Origin of the sequence: Salmonella sp. A29-2 (assembly GCF_020150755.1) — a bacterium.
GTDB classification, from domain to species: domain Bacteria; phylum Pseudomonadota; class Gammaproteobacteria; order Enterobacterales; family Enterobacteriaceae; genus Salmonella; species Salmonella enterica.
On the sequence record NZ_CP083731.1, the window covers coordinates 3,755,857 to 3,772,203 of the forward strand.

A 16,347-nucleotide genomic window follows, 5' to 3' on the forward strand; every position below is an offset into this window, starting at 1 on the left:
CAACGCACTTATTTGGTTACAGGTCGTTAACTTCCATGAAAGACATAGATACACTCATCAGCAACAATGCACTATGGTCAAAAATGCTGGTGGAAGAGGACCCCGGATTTTTTGAGAAACTGGCGCAAGCGCAAAAACCGCGCTTTCTATGGATTGGATGTTCCGACAGCCGCGTTCCCGCAGAGCGTTTAACCGGGCTTGAACCGGGCGAATTGTTTGTTCACCGTAATGTGGCTAACCTGGTTATTCACACCGATCTGAACTGTCTCTCCGTGGTTCAGTATGCGGTAGATGTTCTGGAAGTTGAGCATATTATCATTTGCGGCCACTCCGGTTGCGGCGGTATCAAGGCTGCGGTAGAAAACCCTGAGCTGGGCTTGATTAATAACTGGCTGCTGCATATCCGCGACATCTGGCTTAAACATAGCGCGCTGTTGGGAAAAATGCCCGAAGAGCAACGTCTGGACGCGCTCTATGAATTGAACGTCATGGAGCAGGTCTATAACCTGGGGCATTCCACCATTATGCAGTCAGCGTGGAAACGCGGGCAGAATGTGACCATTCACGGCTGGGCGTACAGTATCAATGATGGCCTGCTGCGCGATCTTGACGTCACCGCCACCAACAGAGAAACGCTGGAGAACGGCTATCATAAGGGTATCTCCGCCCTAAGTCTGAAATACATTCCCCACCAATAAGCCATTAGCTATAGGCCGGATAAGTCGCTTTAGCGACGCCATCCGGCATTTCTGCTCTTACTCGTCCAGCAGCACCACTTTACCCACATACGGTAGATGGCGATAACGCTGGGCGTAGTCGATACCGTAACCGACTACAAATTCGTCCGGAATCGAAAAGCCAACAAACTCAACCGGCACGTCCACTTCGCGGCGAGACGGTTTATCCAGCAGCGTACAAATCGCCAGCGATTTCGGCTCGCGCAGGCCCAGGATTTCACGGACCTTCGACAGCGTATTACCGGAATCAATAATGTCTTCGACAATCAGCACGTCTTTACCGCGAATATCCTCATCCAAATCTTTGAGGATTTTCACGTCGCGGGTGGTGGACATGCCGCTACCATAGCTGGAGGCGGTCATAAAATCGACTTCATGAGGAACCTGAACTTCACGGCACAGGTCCGCCATAAACATAAATGAGCCACGCAACAGACCTACCAGCACCATTTCACTGCCGCTGTCTTTATAACGTTCGGTAATCTGACGACCCAGCTCGGCAATACGTGCTTTGATCTCCGCTTCGGGGATCATGACTTCAACAGTATGTTTCATATTTATAACCATATGATTTAAAAACAAATCACTCAATGCCGGTGACTAATAACGCCGCATTGACGCGCAAGGCACGCAGTATAACAGCAAACGTATTCATTCGCGGCATTTGATAAGAAAGCTCATTTTGTGATGACGATCACACATGTTAATTCCTATACTTAATTGCTACTAAAAAATTAACAATTTGGGATGGTGTCTTTTTATGGCAGAAAATAACGCACGATCGCCACGATTACTCGTGACGCTGACGGCCCTCTTTGCAGCACTTTGTGGGCTGTATCTTCTTATCGGAGGTGTCTGGCTGGTTGCTATTGGCGGTTCCTGGTACTACCCCATCGCGGGCCTCGTGATGTTGGTTGTGGCCGGATTGCTATGGCGCAGTAAACGTGCCGCGCTGTGGCTGTATGCCGCCCTGCTGCTGGCGACAATGATTTGGGGCGTGTGGGAAGTCGGGTTCGACTTCTGGGCGCTCACGCCGCGTAGCGATATTCTGGTGTTTTTCGGCATCTGGCTAATATTGCCGTTTGTCTGGCATCGGCTGGTGGTTCCTTCCAGCGGCGCAGTGGCGGCGCTGGTCGTGGCGCTGCTGATTAGCGGCGGCATTCTGACCTGGGCTGGCTTCAACGACCCGCAGGAGATCAACGGTACGCTTCGCGCCGACGCCACGCCCGTCGCAACAAGCTCGTCGATCGCCGACGAAGACTGGCCGGCCTATGGACGTAATCAGGAAGGCCAACGCTATTCGCCGCTGAAACAGATCACTGCGGATAACGTTCACCAACTGAAAGAAGCGTGGGTCTTCCGCACCGGCGATCTGAAACAACCCAACGATCCGGGCGAAATCACCAACGAAGTGACCCCGATTAAAGTCGGCGATACGCTTTATCTGTGTACAGCTCACCAGCGTCTGTTCGCGCTGGACGCCGCCAGCGGTAAAGAGAAGTGGCATTTTGATCCTCAGTTGAAGACCGATTCGTCTTTCCAGCATGTGACCTGCCGCGGCGTCTCTTATCATGAGGCCAAAGCGGATACCGCCTCGCCGGAGGTCATCGCCGACTGTCCGCGCCGCATTATCCTTCCGGTCAATGACGGTCGCCTTTTCGCGGTGAATGCCGAAACCGGCAAGCTGTGTGAAACCTTCGCCAACAAAGGCGTCCTGAATCTGCAAACCAATATGCCGGACACCACGCCGGGACTGTATGAACCGACGTCGCCGCCGATTATCACCGATAAAACGATTGTCATTGCCGGTTCGGTCACGGATAACTTCTCTACCCGCGAAACGTCCGGCGTTATCCGTGGTTTTGATGTTAATAGCGGTAAACTACTGTGGGCCTTCGATCCGGGGGCGAAAGATCCGAACGCGATTCCAGCCGATGAGCACTCTTTTACCTTTAACTCGCCGAACTCCTGGGCGCCTGCCGCCTATGATGCGAAACTGGATCTGGTCTATCTGCCGATGGGCGTGACCACGCCGGATATCTGGGGCGGTAACCGCACGCCGGAGCAGGAACGTTATGCCAGCTCCATCCTGGCGCTGAATGCCACCACCGGGAAACTGGCCTGGAGTTATCAGACCGTCCATCACGATCTGTGGGATATGGACCTGCCGGCACAGCCGACGCTGGCAGATATTACCGTTGACGGTACTACCGTTCCGGTTATCTATGCGCCAGCGAAAACCGGTAATATCTTTGTGCTCGACAGACGTAATGGCGAGCTGGTCGTGCCCGCCCCGGAAAAACCGGTCCCGCAGGGCGCGGCAAAAGGCGATTACGTCGCCAAAACTCAGCCGTTCTCTGATTTAACCTTCCGCCCGAAAAAAGATCTCTCCGGCGCGGATATGTGGGGCGCGACCATGTTCGACCAACTGGTGTGCCGCGTTATGTTCCACCAGTTGCGCTATGAAGGTATCTTCACCCCGCCGTCCGAGCAGGGGACATTGGTATTCCCTGGCAACCTGGGGATGTTTGAATGGGGCGGTATTTCCGTCGATCCAGACCGTCAGGTCGCTATCGCTAACCCGATGGCGCTGCCGTTTGTCTCGAAGCTGATCCCACGCGGCCCGGGTAATCCAATGGAGCCGCCGAAAGACGCGAAAGGTACTGGTACAGAAGCAGGTATTCAGCCACAGTACGGCGTACCGTTCGGCGTCACGCTGAATCCGTTCCTTTCGCCGTTTGGCCTGCCGTGTAAACAACCGGCCTGGGGCTATATTTCCGCGTTGGATCTGAAGACCAATGAAATCGTGTGGAAGAAACGTATAGGGACGCCGCGCGACAGTATGCCGTTCCCGATGCCGGTTCCGGTGCCGTTCAACATGGGGATGCCCATGCTCGGCGGGCCAATCTCAACCGCCGGTAACGTACTGTTCATTGCCGCGACCGCCGACAACTACCTGCGCGCTTATAACATGAGCAACGGGGAAAAACTGTGGCAGGGACGTTTACCCGCCGGAGGCCAGGCAACGCCGATGACCTATGAGGTAAACGGTAAGCAGTACGTGGTCGTTTCTGCCGGAGGCCACGGTTCGTTTGGTACGAAGATGGGCGACTATATCGTGGCCTATGCTTTGCCTGACGACGCGAAATAACCATTAATGCCCGGCGTATGCCGGGCATTGTGCCGGGTGGCGGCTTCGCCTTACCCGGCCTGCGTCGGAGATATCGGTCAGACCGTAAATCCTAACATCATTCCCGTATCTTCATGTTCTAACAGATGACAGTGCGCCATATAGGCATGTTCCTTCGGCGCGTCGTGATCGAACTTGACCAGCACTTCGCTGATACCGCCCTCAACGCGTACCGTATCCTTCCAGCCCGTTCTGTGCGCCGCTGGCGCTTTGCCGTTCTCTGACAGAATACGGAACTGCGTGCCGTGAATATGGAAAGGATGCAGCATCATGTCGCCCACGCCGGAAATCACCCAACGTTCATGTCGGCCTTTTTGCGCCGCGAACATCGGTTTGTTCATATCGAAGACCTGGCCGTTGATAAAGTTAGCGTTATGGAAGTCGAATTTTCCGCCGTGATTCATATTGCCCATCGCGCCATGATTCATCCCGCTGTGATCCATGTTGCCATGATCCATCTCGCCATGCCCCATATTGCCGCCCTGCATATGCGCGTTCATGCTGTCATGATCCATGCCGCTCATCGCCTGAGCGCCATATTTCTTCATCAGCATTTGCATCCCCATCATATCAAGGCGCGGGTCCATCGACAGTTTCAGGTTGCGCACCGTCAGCCCTTCCAGCGACGGCAGCGCTGGCATCGTCGTCAACGTATCCGGCAGCGTACCGGAGGCGGTAATCCGCAGCGGCTGGATACGCATCACCGGATGCGGTTTATCAAACGGAGCGATCGCCATTCCCATCTGGCTGACCGGCAGGGTCACCAGATCAAAGGCTTTCCCGTCACTGATATCCACCAGCACTTCAAAACGCTCGCCCATTAATAACGGCAGTTCGGTGACTTTCACCGGCTCCGCCAGCAGGCCGCCGTCGCTGGCGATCACATAAAGCGGACGATTATCGCTGGCGGCGATATTCAGCGAACGCGCATTACAGCCATTTAGCAAGCGCAGACGTAGCCAGCCTTTCGGCGCGGAATGCTGCGGATAGATAGCGCCATTGGTCAGCAGCGTATCGCCAAACCAGCCGACGGCGGCGGTCATAATATCCAGTTGATAATCAATCTGGCCATCGGCGGAGAAGCGTTTGTCCTGAATGATCACCGGTACATCGTCGATGCCCCACTGTTTCGGCAGGCGCAATTTGCGAATCTCGTCATCTTCAATCAGCACCAGTCCGGCAAGGCCCATCGCCACCTGGCGCCCGGTTTTGCCGTGTTTGTGCGGATGAATCCAGCAGGTCGCGGCGCGTTGCTGCGGCGTAAACGTCACCGTGCGGGTTCCGCCTGCGGGAATAATCCCCTGCGGACCGCCGTCGACGATGCCCGGAATCTCCAGACCATGCCAGTGAAGCGTCGTGTCTTCGGCCAGTTGGTTATGGATATCAACGGTCACACTTTTTCCTTTGTGAAGCTGTACCGCTGGCCCCAGCAAATTACCGTTGTAGCCCCAGGTTGTCGCGTTCTTACCGGCGAATGTCGACTGTCCGGCTTTAACAATTAACTGCATACGGTTGCTCGCATCTGCCGTTAACAGGTCAGGAATAGGCAACGCGGGACGTTCGGCGGCAAAAGCGGCGCGGCTCCACAGCGGCAGCGCTGATGCAACCCCCAGCGCCACTGAATATTTTAAGAAATCACGGCGTAACATAATCATTTCCTTATAATGAACAGGCGGGTGTCTAAGCTTAGACCCTGCCCTAACGGGAAGGTCAAGCCAGCAACACGTCTTTACCATTCCTGACAGCAATACAATAAGAATGAAAACGCCGCGACCAATCCTGATAATAAAAGTCGTCGCTACGTTCTCAGTATGCTAACGTTGACTTTCCCTGATGCCGTGGTAGAAGCAATGAAGACGTTTTTCAGACCCGTGTTGTTTGGCAGCCTGATGGCCTTATGCGCAAATAGCTATGCGCTTACTGAATCCGAAGCTGAAGATATGGCCGATTTAACGGCGGTTTTCGTTTTTCTGAAAAATGACTGTGGTTACCAAAATTTACCCAACAGTCAGATTCGCCGTGCGCTGGTCTTTTTTGCCCAGCAAAATCAGTGGGACCTGAGTAACTACGACACCTTCGATATGAAATCGTTGGGCGAAGACAGCTACCGCGATCTTAGCGGCATCGGTATTCCGGTCGCTAAAAAATGCAAAGCTCTGGCCCGCGATTCTCTGAGCCTGTTAGCCTACGTTAAATAATCCTCCGCGATCCTATTGCTGAAATAATGACCGTGCATCCACGGTCATTGTTAGCTATGATGTTGCGCCCTTTTTTTACGGGTGTTAACAATGGAGGTATCAGCCAATGGCCGAAAATACGATGTGGCATGAAACGCTACACGACCAGTTTGGTCAGTACTTTGCCGTAGACAACGTTCTGTATCATGAAAAAACCGATCACCAGGATTTAATCATCTTTGAAAACGCCGCTTTTGGCCGCGTGATGGCGCTGGACGGCGTGGTACAGACCACCGAACGCGACGAGTTTATTTATCATGAAATGATGACCCACGTCCCGCTGCTGGCGCACGGTCATGCGAAACACGTTCTGATTATCGGCGGCGGCGACGGCGCAATGCTACGTGAAGTCACCCGGCATAAAAACGTCGAAACCATCACCATGGTGGAGATCGACGCTGGCGTAGTCTCGTTTTGCCGCCAGTATTTACCCAACCACAATGCCGGCAGCTACGACGATCCGCGCTTTACGCTGGTGATCGACGACGGCGTGAATTTCGTCAATCAGACCCATCAGACCCATCAGACCTTTGATGTGATCATTTCCGACTGTACCGATCCGATCGGCCCCGGCGAAAGCCTGTTTACCTCCGCCTTTTATGAAGGCTGTAAGCGTTGCCTGAATCCGGGCGGCATTTTTGTCGCCCAGAACGGCGTGTGCTTCCTGCAACAGGATGAAGCGCTCGACAGCCACCGCAAGCTGAGTCATTACTTCAGCGATGTCGGCTTCTACCAGGCGGCGATTCCGACCTATTACGGCGGCATTATGACCTTCGCCTGGGCGACGGACAACGACGCTCTTCGTCACCTGTCGAGCGAAATTATTCAGGCGCGTTTTCATGCCGCCGGCCTCAAATGTCGCTATTACAACCCGGCTATTCATGCCGCTGCATTTGCGCTACCGCAATATCTACATGACGCACTGTCCGCACAGTGACGTTAAGGAGGTGATAAAAATTGAAAAAGCTGAAACTGCATGGCTTTAACAATCTGACGAAAAGCCTGAGTTTTTGTATTTACGATATCTGCTACGCCAAAACCGCAGAAGAGCGCGATGGCTATATCGCCTATATCGATGAACTCTATAACGCCAACCGACTGACCGAGATCCTGTCGGAGACCTGCTCCATTATCGGCGCGAACATCCTGAACATCGCCCGTCAGGATTATGAACCCCAGGGCGCCAGCGTCACGATTCTGGTGAGCGAAGAGCCGATCGACCCGAAACTTATCGATCAAACCGAACATCCCGGCCCGCTGCCGGAAACCGTGGTGGCGCACCTCGATAAGAGCCATATCTGTGTGCATACCTATCCGGAAAGCCATCCGGAAGGCGGGCTATGCACCTTTCGCGCCGACATCGAAGTGTCAACCTGCGGGGTGATTTCACCGCTAAAAGCGCTCAATTACCTGATCCACCAGCTAGAGTCCGATATTGTCACCATCGATTACCGCGTGCGCGGCTTTACGCGCGACGTCAACGGTATGAAGCACTTTATCGATCATGAGATTAATTCTATTCAGAATTTTATGTCGGAAGATATGAAGTCGCTGTATGACATGGTGGATGTAAACGTGTATCAGGAAAATATTTTCCATACCAAGATGCTGCTTAAAGAGTTCGATCTTAAGCACTACATGTTTCACACCAAACCGGAAGATCTCACTGAAACCGAACGCCAGGAGATCACCGCCGCGCTGTGGAAAGAGATGCGCGAGATTTACTACGGCCGCAATATTTCGGCGGTCTGATTCACCACTGACAGCGCCTGACGGCGCTGTCACTCCGGCTGCACCAGCGTTAGCGCAAAAGCGCGCCCTTTCAGTTCAACCTGTGCTGACGGCGGTAGATTGACGTCGGTAATCACATCATTAAAGCGCTCAAGCGGCACCACATTAAAGAGCGAATGCGCGCCATACTTACTGCTGTCCACCAGCAACACTTTGCGCTGCGCATTAGCAATAATCTCCTGTTTAAGCCCGGCCTTATCTTCCGTTGGGGTCGTCACGCCCGTTTTTACCCCCCATGAATTACAGCTCATAAACGCGATGTTCGGATACACGCTGCGCAATAGCTTACGCCCATGCTCACCGATACAGGACTGACTGCTGTCATCGATACGACCGCCGACAATCGTCACTTCAATTTGCCGGAACTCAGCTAAAAACAGCGCAATATGCAGATCGACGGTGATGACCCGCAGCGGAAGATGGGTTAAGCATTTCGCCAGCTCCATCATTGTCGTACCGGCATCCAGCACGACGGCATCGCCAGCATTCACCAGCGATGCGGCAACGCGTGCGATCGCCCGTTTTTCAGCGGGCGATCGCAGTTGTTTTTCATTGGTGGTGGGCTGGGCGGGTTCAAAACGCCGCAGCGCCACGCCGCCATGACTACGGCTGATCACGCCCTGCTCATCCAGCTTGATCAAATCGCGACGGATAGTGGCTGGCGATGCGTCAACCGCCTCAACCAGCTGTTCTACCGTAACCAGCGTATGGTTTTTCAGATACGCCACAATGAGATCCAGACGGTGTTGTCCTTTCATAACAGGGAATTATGCCAGTTGCATTGCCAGTTTGATCGATACGGCCATGCTCTCAGATTTTGCTTTTCCCGTCCAGGCGATATCAAATGCGGTGCCATGATCGGCAGAGGTCCGAATAAACGGCAGCCCCGCGGTGATATTCACGCCATCATAAAAGCCAAGCAATTTCAACGGGATATGCCCCTGGTCATGATACATCGCCACCACCATATCATACTGCCCCTCATAAGCCTGGAGAAATACAGTATCCGGCGGGCACGGCCCATAAACGTCCATACCTTTTGCGCGGGCATCGGTAATGGCTGGCGTCAGGATACGCGTCTCTTCATCGCCAAACAGGCCATTCTCGCCCGCATGAGGATTCACGCCTGCCACGGCGATACGCGGTTTAACGTAACCCACACGCTTGAGGAAAGTATCAGCAATACCAATCACCGTTTCGACACGCGTGGTACTTAACGTATCAAGGAATTTACGCAGCGCGATATGCGTTGAAACGTGAATCACTTTTAGTTTATCGGTGTAAAGTACCATCGCGTAATCGCGGCTATGGGTCAGGGTCGCGAGCAGCTCGGTATGGCCCGGATAGTTGTGCCCCGCCAGGTGCAGCGCCTCTTTATTCAGCGGCGCGGTAGCAATAGCCTGTACGTCGCCCCGTAACGCTAACTCGGTGGCGCGCTTCACGCAGCGATACGCTAAATCCCCCGCCTGCGCCTGAACTTTCCCGGCCTCCAGCGCCTCCGGCTGCGCCAGCGGCTCATCAATCACATGAATGATGCCGGGCGCAAAACGCGCTTCGGCGACCCGTTTAATGGCCCGTAACTCGACGTTCGGCGTGATGCCCTTCGCCTGTAAACGTTTCAACGTTGCGAGGCATCCAATAACCACCAGCGGCGCGCCGTTGAGACCGTCTTCGCTTAGCGCTTTAACAATAATTTCCGGCCCAATGCCCGCGGGATCGCCCATAGTAATGGCAACGGTTTTAGTCTCCACAATACATCTCCTCAATATAATAAAGCGCGTCACACAACGTACTGTCTGAACCGAATCCGCCCGCTTTGGTAATGACCGGCAGATCGTCAATTTCGCTGTTTACAAACGTTCCACAGGGAATACAGGGCGCCACCTCGCTCTGAATGCGATAACCTTCAGCGCCAAGCGCGCCGGCGACGGCGGTAGCGATATCACCGCCGGTCAGAAACAGCCCGCCAATCCGCGCCTGCTCGATAATGTTTAACGTGACGACGCCAAGCCGCTGACTCAGTCGCTCGCCCAATTGCTGACGGCTCATCGCGGATTTTTCGCACAATGCGTCGATTAACTGTCGATCTTCCGCGCGACGGCTGGTGCGTAAAATCGTATGTCGATGCTGACTTAACAGCGCGCAGGCCTGCTCTACGACAGACGCGATTTCCTGCTCCGCGCTATCCGACACCATGCGCGCGGCATCAATATCCACGACCTCCGCACGTCCCCGGCACAGCGCATTATCCACCTGACGTCGCGTGGCTTCGCTCATCGAACCGGCCACCACCAGCACCGGCAGCCGCTGCCGGTCTTGCATAAAAAGTTCAACCGGCAACGCATTCGCCAGACCCGCTGCGCCGACGAGCAGCGGCATCGACGGTTGTTCGCACGCCGCTTGCGCAATCAACGTCAGGTCCCGCTCTTCCACCGCATCCACGACGATAATCCCTTCGCCCTCAGCCGCATAAGCCGTAAGTAAGGCGCTTAACCCACCGCGTCGGACATCCTGCAAAAAGACTTCATACACAGGGATCTCACTTTGCAACGCCACTATCTCGGCAATGCGGGAAGAGACAATGGGCGTTTTCGGATCGCTGGCAAATTCTGTTTCCAGTAGCGGGACGCCATTAACCAGACATTTTCCTTCAAGCGTCGTGCGTCCGGCCGCAGGGATCGCGGCGGCGATAACGGCCAGTTTTCGCTGACTGGCGCGCATGGCCGCCGTCACTTCGGCGCCGATATTGCCGCGAAATGTAGAGTCGATTTTTTTGTACACCAGCGGCGCTGGCGATGTCTCACACCACGGGAAAAGCGCGGCATAAACGGCAGATGCCGCCTGATCTGCGGGCATCGCCCGGCTTTCGGTGTTAATGACTAACACATCGGCGCGGCGGGACGGTTTTTGCGACGCGCTCAACATGACTTCCGTTCTCGCCCCCTTCTTCGCCAACTGGACGCCGGTATCATTCGATCCGGTAAAATCGTCGGCGATAACTATCATTTTCATGCGTTTTTCTCCAAAGAAGCCTGACGCGTCTGTTTTTTCGCAACCCAGGAGGTCAACACTGGCGTCAGGATTGCCGTGGTGATCACCGAGGCGGCAATCAGCGGAGCGGCAGCAGCGGCCACCTCGGCGAGCGAAGGGTCGGCCTGCGCAATAGCCAGCGGCGTCGCAACGGCATTACCCGCGGTGCTGGAGGCCGCCGCCCCGGCAATGCCAGTTCCGCCAACCAGACGATCTGCGCGAATATTAAAGAAACCGCCAACGAACGTTGTCAGCACGCCGAGCAGAATTCCGGCAAGTCCGCCTTGCAGTAACATTTCCAGGTTGATGCCCGCCCCCAGCGCAAAAGCAAAGAAAGGAATGAGCAGCGGGCCGCCTTTGGTCAAAAAATCGCGCATATGAGGATCAAGATTGCCGAGGATCATGCCGACAACCAGCGGAACCAGCACCGCCACCAGCGCCATAATGGGAATGTTCGCCATCCCTGCCGCGCCCAGCGCAATCATCGTAAAGAAAGGGCCATCATTAAGAGACAAAATAGAGATAGCGCCGACGTCGCGCTCATTGCCGAATTCGCCTACCAGCGCAGCATAAAGTCCGCCATTCGAATTGCTCATCGCCGCGATAATCGCCACGCCGCTCAGGCCAAAAATACCCTCCGCGCCGAAAAGATGCTCCACGCCCAGGCCAATGCCGATGGCGACAAGCAACTTAGTGAGCGTAATCGTCCCGCCCTGCAATAACGCCTGGGGCGCGGCTTTCACACTGATACCGGCTCCCATACACAGCAGAAAAGCGCCAATCAGCGGCGCCGCGCCGTTTTTAAATAAGGCGGTGGTAAAACCGCCGATCTCAAGCGCCTGTGGAGCGAAGGTGTTAATGACTGCGCCAATAACGAGCGGTACGACCATCATGCCGCCGGGTACGCGCTCTATTGCTTTTTTGATGTTCATGGTCTTACCGCCTGTTGCTTGTTGTGATTGAATAAAATCATAACGATTATATTCAATCAAATTAAGATCACAAACGCGTCAGATCACAGTTTTAAAATGATTAATAAAAATCAAAAAATCATTCTGCAATAAAAAAGCCGGGATACTCCCGGCTGGAATGTGTGGTGATTTCGTTTCCACTACCGCCCCCAACTGTCCGTCGACTGGCGTTGCGGGACAATAACGAAGAGAGGGTCAGGCTTTACTGACGAATTCCCGATACGCGGCGACGACCCGCAGAAAATCCTCCATGCCGCACAGGGATAAACTCTCTTCATCGTAATAACTCATCCCCTCTTCCATCTCATCGCCGGAAAAATCCAGCTGATTGGCGCGAATCATCACTTCTTCGCCGTCCATCCAGATCGTGTATTCATGCCCTGCTCGTTGCCAGGAGCGTTCGCTGCCTTTGACCGTACGCGCGGCTTGTTCTACTTCATCCAGTAGCGAGAGATTGTCTTTAACCTCTTCATTAAACCAGTGACCGACCACCTCGTGGCCCATCGACATTCGTACTTTTACCCCTCCGGTAACGTCGCGCAGAAATTCGTAATCCATAATTGTTTTCCTCTGCCCTGGCAATGCGCCAATACCGCATTGCGCCTTGAGGTAATTATCGCAGCACGGTGAAAGAAAAACAGCGGGGCGCACAAAAGATAAAATAAAAATGCCAAAACGGTTTATTATTCATACAGAAAGTCACTCTAGCGCTTCAATATATCTACACGCGCTCCGACAAAGTGCTACGTGCCGCACCGTGGGGTATTGAGTCTCCACGACTGACAAACTCGCCGTTAGCGAAGCGCGATCTGGAAGAGTATTTATTTAATGAATGTGCTTTTCATATGCAGCCGTAATCAATGGCGCAGCCCCACGGCGGAGCAGGTGTTCCGCCGCTATCCCGGCCTTAGCGTCCGTTCCGCCGGCACCAGCAGTAATGCCAAAAAAAGCGTGTCGTGCGGGTTACTTCAGTGGGCTGACGTTATCTGCGTTATGGAGCAGAAACATAAAGACCGGTTGATGGCTGAATATCGTCGTATTATTGAAAATAAGCCCCTGCACGTACTCGACATCCCCGACGACTACCGCTATATGGACCCTGAGCTGGTCAGGCAACTGGAAGAGCTGGTGCCGGAAGTGTTGGAGATATAGGCATTGCCGCAAGGAAATGTCCATCATCCATCACGCTTACATTCACTTAATCTCCGTTAAGCGAAAACTCGACGACAAATTTCACATCAGGCAGCGCGCCGTTTAGATGAACTTTTATTATGCGCCGGAAGAGCGCAGTCATTAAAAACGGCTGACCCTCATCCAGTTATAGCATTACCAGCCCGGTGTCCCTCTGGCGTTTTTTCAGAAATCATCAATACCCTGCCCACGCCGACGCCTGCTAGTCTTTCAGACGCTTCCTTATCATCCGGGTCGTTGTCATGAAATTGTTGGCTACTTGATAAGCACTTTTCAACTGAGCTCCAGCAATGGGCGATATCAGCAGAGAAGCCGTAGTGAGTTGTATTTTTTGTCAGACGGTTGAAGGAAAATTAAGGAAGGATACATTATGTCTGTATTTCGACGAATAATTTATCATAGCGGTTGGTTTATTCTGCTTGGGCCGTTAATAGGCGCAGCCACCGCGATAGGTGTCATAAACTATTCACCCGCCATTATTGGCGGACCAGACTCATTTTTGTTCTGTTTCTACAGAACAATACCAGCATTAGTTATTATTACCGGCTGGATATACAGTCTCCTCCCCGCATGGTTAACCGGTGTCGCCTGCGCGCTGATACCCCTGAAATTATATCAAAAAATAATTAACAGGATGATCCTTTGCGCCATTGCAGGTGGTCTTATCACGACGCTGTTTAATTTGGTGCGATATGGTTTTGACATAAGCATACTACCATTAATATATGGTGAAGTATTGATTATGCTTATTCCAGCGATTGTAGCCGGGGCAATAATGGGCGGGGTAATTACGTATTTGCCGGGGCTACGGGAAGTGAAGCGTAATAATAAATAAGAAGCGCCATTCGGGCCCGGAAATCCGGGCCCGTCGCTGTTACACCGCAGTCTGGAAAATCACGCCGTCCGCTTTCTCAGTGTACTGAGAGAGCTGGTCGAAGTTCAGGTAACGGTAGGTATCCACCGCCGCCAACTCCGCAGAAGCCGGAAAACGATCTGTCGATGACCTTTTATTATGCGCCGGAAGAGCGCAGTCATTAAAAATGGGGAGTCTCACATCACCAACCCGGCCCCTCCATCACGGGCATGAGTTCCACAATATTCTCCAGTACCAGTGGCGTGTGGTGATCTGAACTTAATGCCAGTAAAACATCACCTGTGACAACAATTTCTTGGTTTAACAAATCGTCGCCGTACTGTACTTTAACTCTTTCTATGATCTCATCGCTCAACAAGAGTTGCACTTGCCCATTCCAGTCGGCTGTCTGCATGTCGGCATCCTGGACGCAGGTTAACGGTTCTTCGAGTTTAACCACCCAATAACGCTGCGCGCCGCTTTTTTGCTCTGCCAGTATTCCGCGCAATGACACGGTATCGCCTTCCCGCACGCAACGCTGTTGCCGTTTTTTCGCCATTTCTTCAACCGTTTTGACTGGCAAAATGTCGGTGCTGTGGTTACACCAGGCCAGTGAGCTTTGGCGACTAATGCCCTGAAATTGAGGAACGGGCAACCACCATGTATTATTAGCGTCTTTCTGCAATACCACATCCAGCTTTTTACTATCCTGACTATACCAGTCAGCATCGGCATTGGCAGGTTCGCCACAAAAATAGGCATATTTTTGCGCCGCGCATAGCTGCGTCACCACGAAGGATGGCACAGGCGTATTATTCAGCGTTGTTTTACGATTAAGATCGCCAACGTAGTTTTCACGTACCGCGTCAAGCAGTTGCGTGCGCAACGGATCGCCTTTTTCTACCGGCAGGCAAGCTGCGATGCGCCCGTACTGTTTCACCAGCGCGCGTAATTCCTGTGACTTCAGGTCAACATTCCCGGCAAAGTGGCACTTCGCTTGCTCCGGCGCGCTAAACTCTTCATCCAGGTAAACCGTACTCACCCACCCTTCGGTACCGCTGTCCAGCAGAATACGATCGAAGAGATAATATTTATCATCTTCATCTTTAATATACTGACCGTCAGTATCTTTTAGCAGGCCGCAAAAATAGGCCAGTTCGCGCGTCTCGTTGATTTCAATCCGCTTGATATCGAAGCGGGCGTTTAATAGCCCAACCTCCTCGCGTAGCGTTAATGCAATAGCGCCGCGTGGATTTTCATCAGGCTTCAGCGGGAACATATCTGATGCATATAAATTGCAACAAATCATCATCAACACCAATAAAAAATAACGCATGAACGTGACCGTCGAAAAATTGCATTGAGGGTGCCATAATAGCGCTTTGCGTTATTATCAGTAATCATTTGCTCATGAAAAAGATCGCGTTCGGTTTCCCGTTATTGCTGGCAGTATTGCCTTATCCGGCGCAAGCCAATGAGGCCGTGGCGAATAGTTCATTGCATTTACTGGCACAGAGCGATATTCAACTAGCGAAAGAGCGTCTGTTAATTGAACGCGAGCGGATTAATGCTGATTATTTGTTTGTGAATCCGACCGCGCAGGATATTACCGTTCCTGTCGTTTTCCCCATGCCGCCGCTGTCATTTAGCGACGTTGACGAAGCCGGTGAAGATTACATCCCCGGCATCCGCAACATTAAAATCCGCGTCGATGGTCAGATCGTGACCCCGCAACCACGCTGGACCGTAGTACTGAATGCTCCGCAGGAAGAGATCACCAATAAACTTCAGCAGGCTGGCTGGACGGTGGAGCAACTGATCGCCGCGCTAAGCGATGGTGAATTTTCGCCTCCGGCGGATCTCCCGGCGCTGCCGCCGGAATGGTTTAAGGATAATCAGCCGCAGTTTACTATCCAGCGCAACTTCATCTGGCAGCAGACCTTTCCGGCGGGGAAAGCGGTGACTATCCACCAGGTTTATACCCCGAGCGTGTCACTCAGCGCGCTAATGTCAACGGATGAACTGGACAATGACAACACCTGCCCGACGGCGGAAAACCGCCAGCAAATACAGCAGGCGCTGGATCAGTTAATGACGAAGCAAGGCCCGGCAGGCGCTTTGGGGCAAAACCGGATGGATGTGGTGCTAACCGGTGATCCCGCGTGGAAAGAGGGAGACATCGGCGAGTTTACGCTGCGCCTTCACGGCGATGCGATAACCACCTGCTTTCAGCCGCCGCTGACGCGGATTAACGCCACTACGCTGGAATTTAAGCAGAAAAATTTCCGGCCTGCGGAAAATCTGGCAGTGACGTTTTATTCTTTATCGTCCATGTACGAATGATGGC

General features: G+C 53.1%; 16 protein-coding genes and 1 pseudogene. 8 read left to right on the forward strand and 9 right to left on the reverse strand.

What is annotated here, in order from left to right:
* Positions 1–35: 35 nt before the first annotated feature.
* On the forward strand, positions 36–698 hold the full coding sequence (gene can / locus K8W53_RS18305; protein WP_023203629.1) for a carbonate dehydratase: 663 nt from the start codon (positions 36–38) through the stop codon (positions 696–698).
* Between the two features lie 57 nt (positions 699–755).
* On the opposite strand, the gene hpt is transcribed toward can, so the two are convergent.
* A complete protein-coding gene (gene hpt / locus K8W53_RS18310) occupies positions 756–1,292 on the reverse strand; it encodes a hypoxanthine phosphoribosyltransferase (protein ID WP_000683342.1) in 537 nt (178 codons plus the stop codon).
* A 205-nt stretch (positions 1,293–1,497) separates the two neighbouring features.
* Here hpt and K8W53_RS18315 point away from each other — a divergent pair, with 205 nt between their 5' ends.
* Positions 1,498–3,888, forward strand: coding sequence for a glucose/quinate/shikimate family membrane-bound PQQ-dependent dehydrogenase (locus tag K8W53_RS18315; protein ID WP_052939486.1), 2,391 nt, complete (start codon positions 1,498–1,500; stop codon positions 3,886–3,888).
* Positions 3,889–3,965: 77 nt separating this feature from the next.
* On the opposite strand, the gene cueO is transcribed toward K8W53_RS18315, so the two are convergent.
* Positions 3,966–5,576, reverse strand: a complete 1,611-nt coding sequence (cueO, locus tag K8W53_RS18320) for a multicopper oxidase CueO (protein ID WP_000946058.1) — start codon at positions 5,574–5,576, stop codon at positions 3,966–3,968.
* 201 nt (positions 5,577–5,777) lie between these two features.
* On the opposite strand from cueO, the gene K8W53_RS18325 reads away from it, so the two are divergent.
* From K8W53_RS18325 to speD, 3 genes are all read left to right on the forward strand, one after another.
* Positions 5,778–6,125: a YacC family pilotin-like protein gene (locus K8W53_RS18325; protein ID WP_000846613.1), complete on the forward strand. Its 348-nt coding sequence runs from the start codon at positions 5,778–5,780 to the stop codon at positions 6,123–6,125.
* Between the two features lie 106 nt (positions 6,126–6,231).
* A complete protein-coding gene (speE, locus tag K8W53_RS18330; protein ID WP_023223796.1) occupies positions 6,232–7,101 on the forward strand; it encodes a polyamine aminopropyltransferase in 870 nt (289 codons plus the stop codon).
* Between the two features lie 20 nt (positions 7,102–7,121).
* The gene (gene speD / locus K8W53_RS18335) at positions 7,122–7,916 is read left to right on the forward strand and encodes an adenosylmethionine decarboxylase (protein ID WP_000734276.1); all 795 of its coding nucleotides are present in this window, start codon (positions 7,122–7,124) and stop codon (positions 7,914–7,916) included.
* A 29-nt stretch (positions 7,917–7,945) separates the two neighbouring features.
* Here the strand turns inward: speD and K8W53_RS18340 are convergent, their stop codons facing one another.
* The 5 genes from K8W53_RS18340 to yacL form a co-directional block, all read right to left on the reverse strand.
* Positions 7,946–8,713, reverse strand: coding sequence for a DeoR/GlpR family DNA-binding transcription regulator (locus tag K8W53_RS18340; RefSeq protein WP_023223795.1), 768 nt, complete (start codon positions 8,711–8,713; stop codon positions 7,946–7,948).
* 9 nt (positions 8,714–8,722) lie between these two features.
* Positions 8,723–9,706 (reverse strand): D-threonate 4-phosphate dehydrogenase, encoded by a 984-nt coding sequence (locus tag K8W53_RS18345; protein ID WP_017441544.1) that lies wholly within the window; start codon positions 9,704–9,706, stop codon positions 8,723–8,725.
* Positions 9,696–10,967 (reverse strand): D-threonate kinase, encoded by a 1,272-nt coding sequence (dtnK, locus tag K8W53_RS18350; RefSeq protein ID WP_023205849.1) that lies wholly within the window; start codon positions 10,965–10,967, stop codon positions 9,696–9,698. Before dtnK ends, K8W53_RS18345 begins: the two co-directional genes overlap by 11 nt.
* Positions 10,964–11,917, reverse strand: a complete 954-nt coding sequence (locus K8W53_RS18355; protein ID WP_023223794.1) for a 2-keto-3-deoxygluconate permease 1 — start codon at positions 11,915–11,917, stop codon at positions 10,964–10,966. The genes dtnK and K8W53_RS18355 overlap by 4 nt, the downstream gene beginning before the upstream one ends.
* Before the next feature lie 234 nt (positions 11,918–12,151).
* Complete coding sequence (yacL, locus tag K8W53_RS18360; RefSeq protein WP_000384308.1) at positions 12,152–12,514, reverse strand: protein YacL; 363 nt, start codon at positions 12,512–12,514, stop codon at positions 12,152–12,154.
* A gap of 270 nt (positions 12,515–12,784) precedes the next feature.
* Between yacL and K8W53_RS18365 the strand changes: the two genes are divergently transcribed.
* Positions 12,785–13,108: a low molecular weight protein tyrosine phosphatase family protein gene (locus K8W53_RS18365; protein ID WP_023223793.1), complete on the forward strand. Its 324-nt coding sequence runs from the start codon at positions 12,785–12,787 to the stop codon at positions 13,106–13,108.
* 409 nt (positions 13,109–13,517) lie between these two features.
* Positions 13,518–13,982 carry a membrane protein gene (locus K8W53_RS18370; RefSeq protein ID WP_000110442.1) on the forward strand — a complete coding sequence of 155 codons (465 nt, stop codon included), beginning with the start codon at positions 13,518–13,520 and terminating at the stop codon, positions 13,980–13,982.
* Positions 13,983–14,021: 39 nt separating this feature from the next.
* On the opposite strand, the pseudogene K8W53_RS24045 reads toward K8W53_RS18370, so the two are convergent.
* Together K8W53_RS24045 and K8W53_RS18380 are read right to left on the reverse strand one after the other, a co-directional pair.
* Positions 14,022–14,114 (reverse strand): annotated as a pseudogene (locus K8W53_RS24045) (hypothetical protein); the annotation flags it as partial.
* Between the two features lie 88 nt (positions 14,115–14,202).
* A complete protein-coding gene (locus K8W53_RS18380; RefSeq protein ID WP_023223792.1) occupies positions 14,203–15,336 on the reverse strand; it encodes a DUF4431 domain-containing protein in 1,134 nt (377 codons plus the stop codon).
* A 74-nt stretch (positions 15,337–15,410) separates the two neighbouring features.
* Here K8W53_RS18380 and K8W53_RS18385 point away from each other — a divergent pair, with 74 nt between their 5' ends.
* Entirely contained in the window at positions 15,411–16,343 is a 933-nt protein-coding gene (locus tag K8W53_RS18385) for a DUF4424 family protein (protein WP_023223791.1), read from the forward strand.
* Positions 16,344–16,347: the final 4 nt, after the last annotated feature.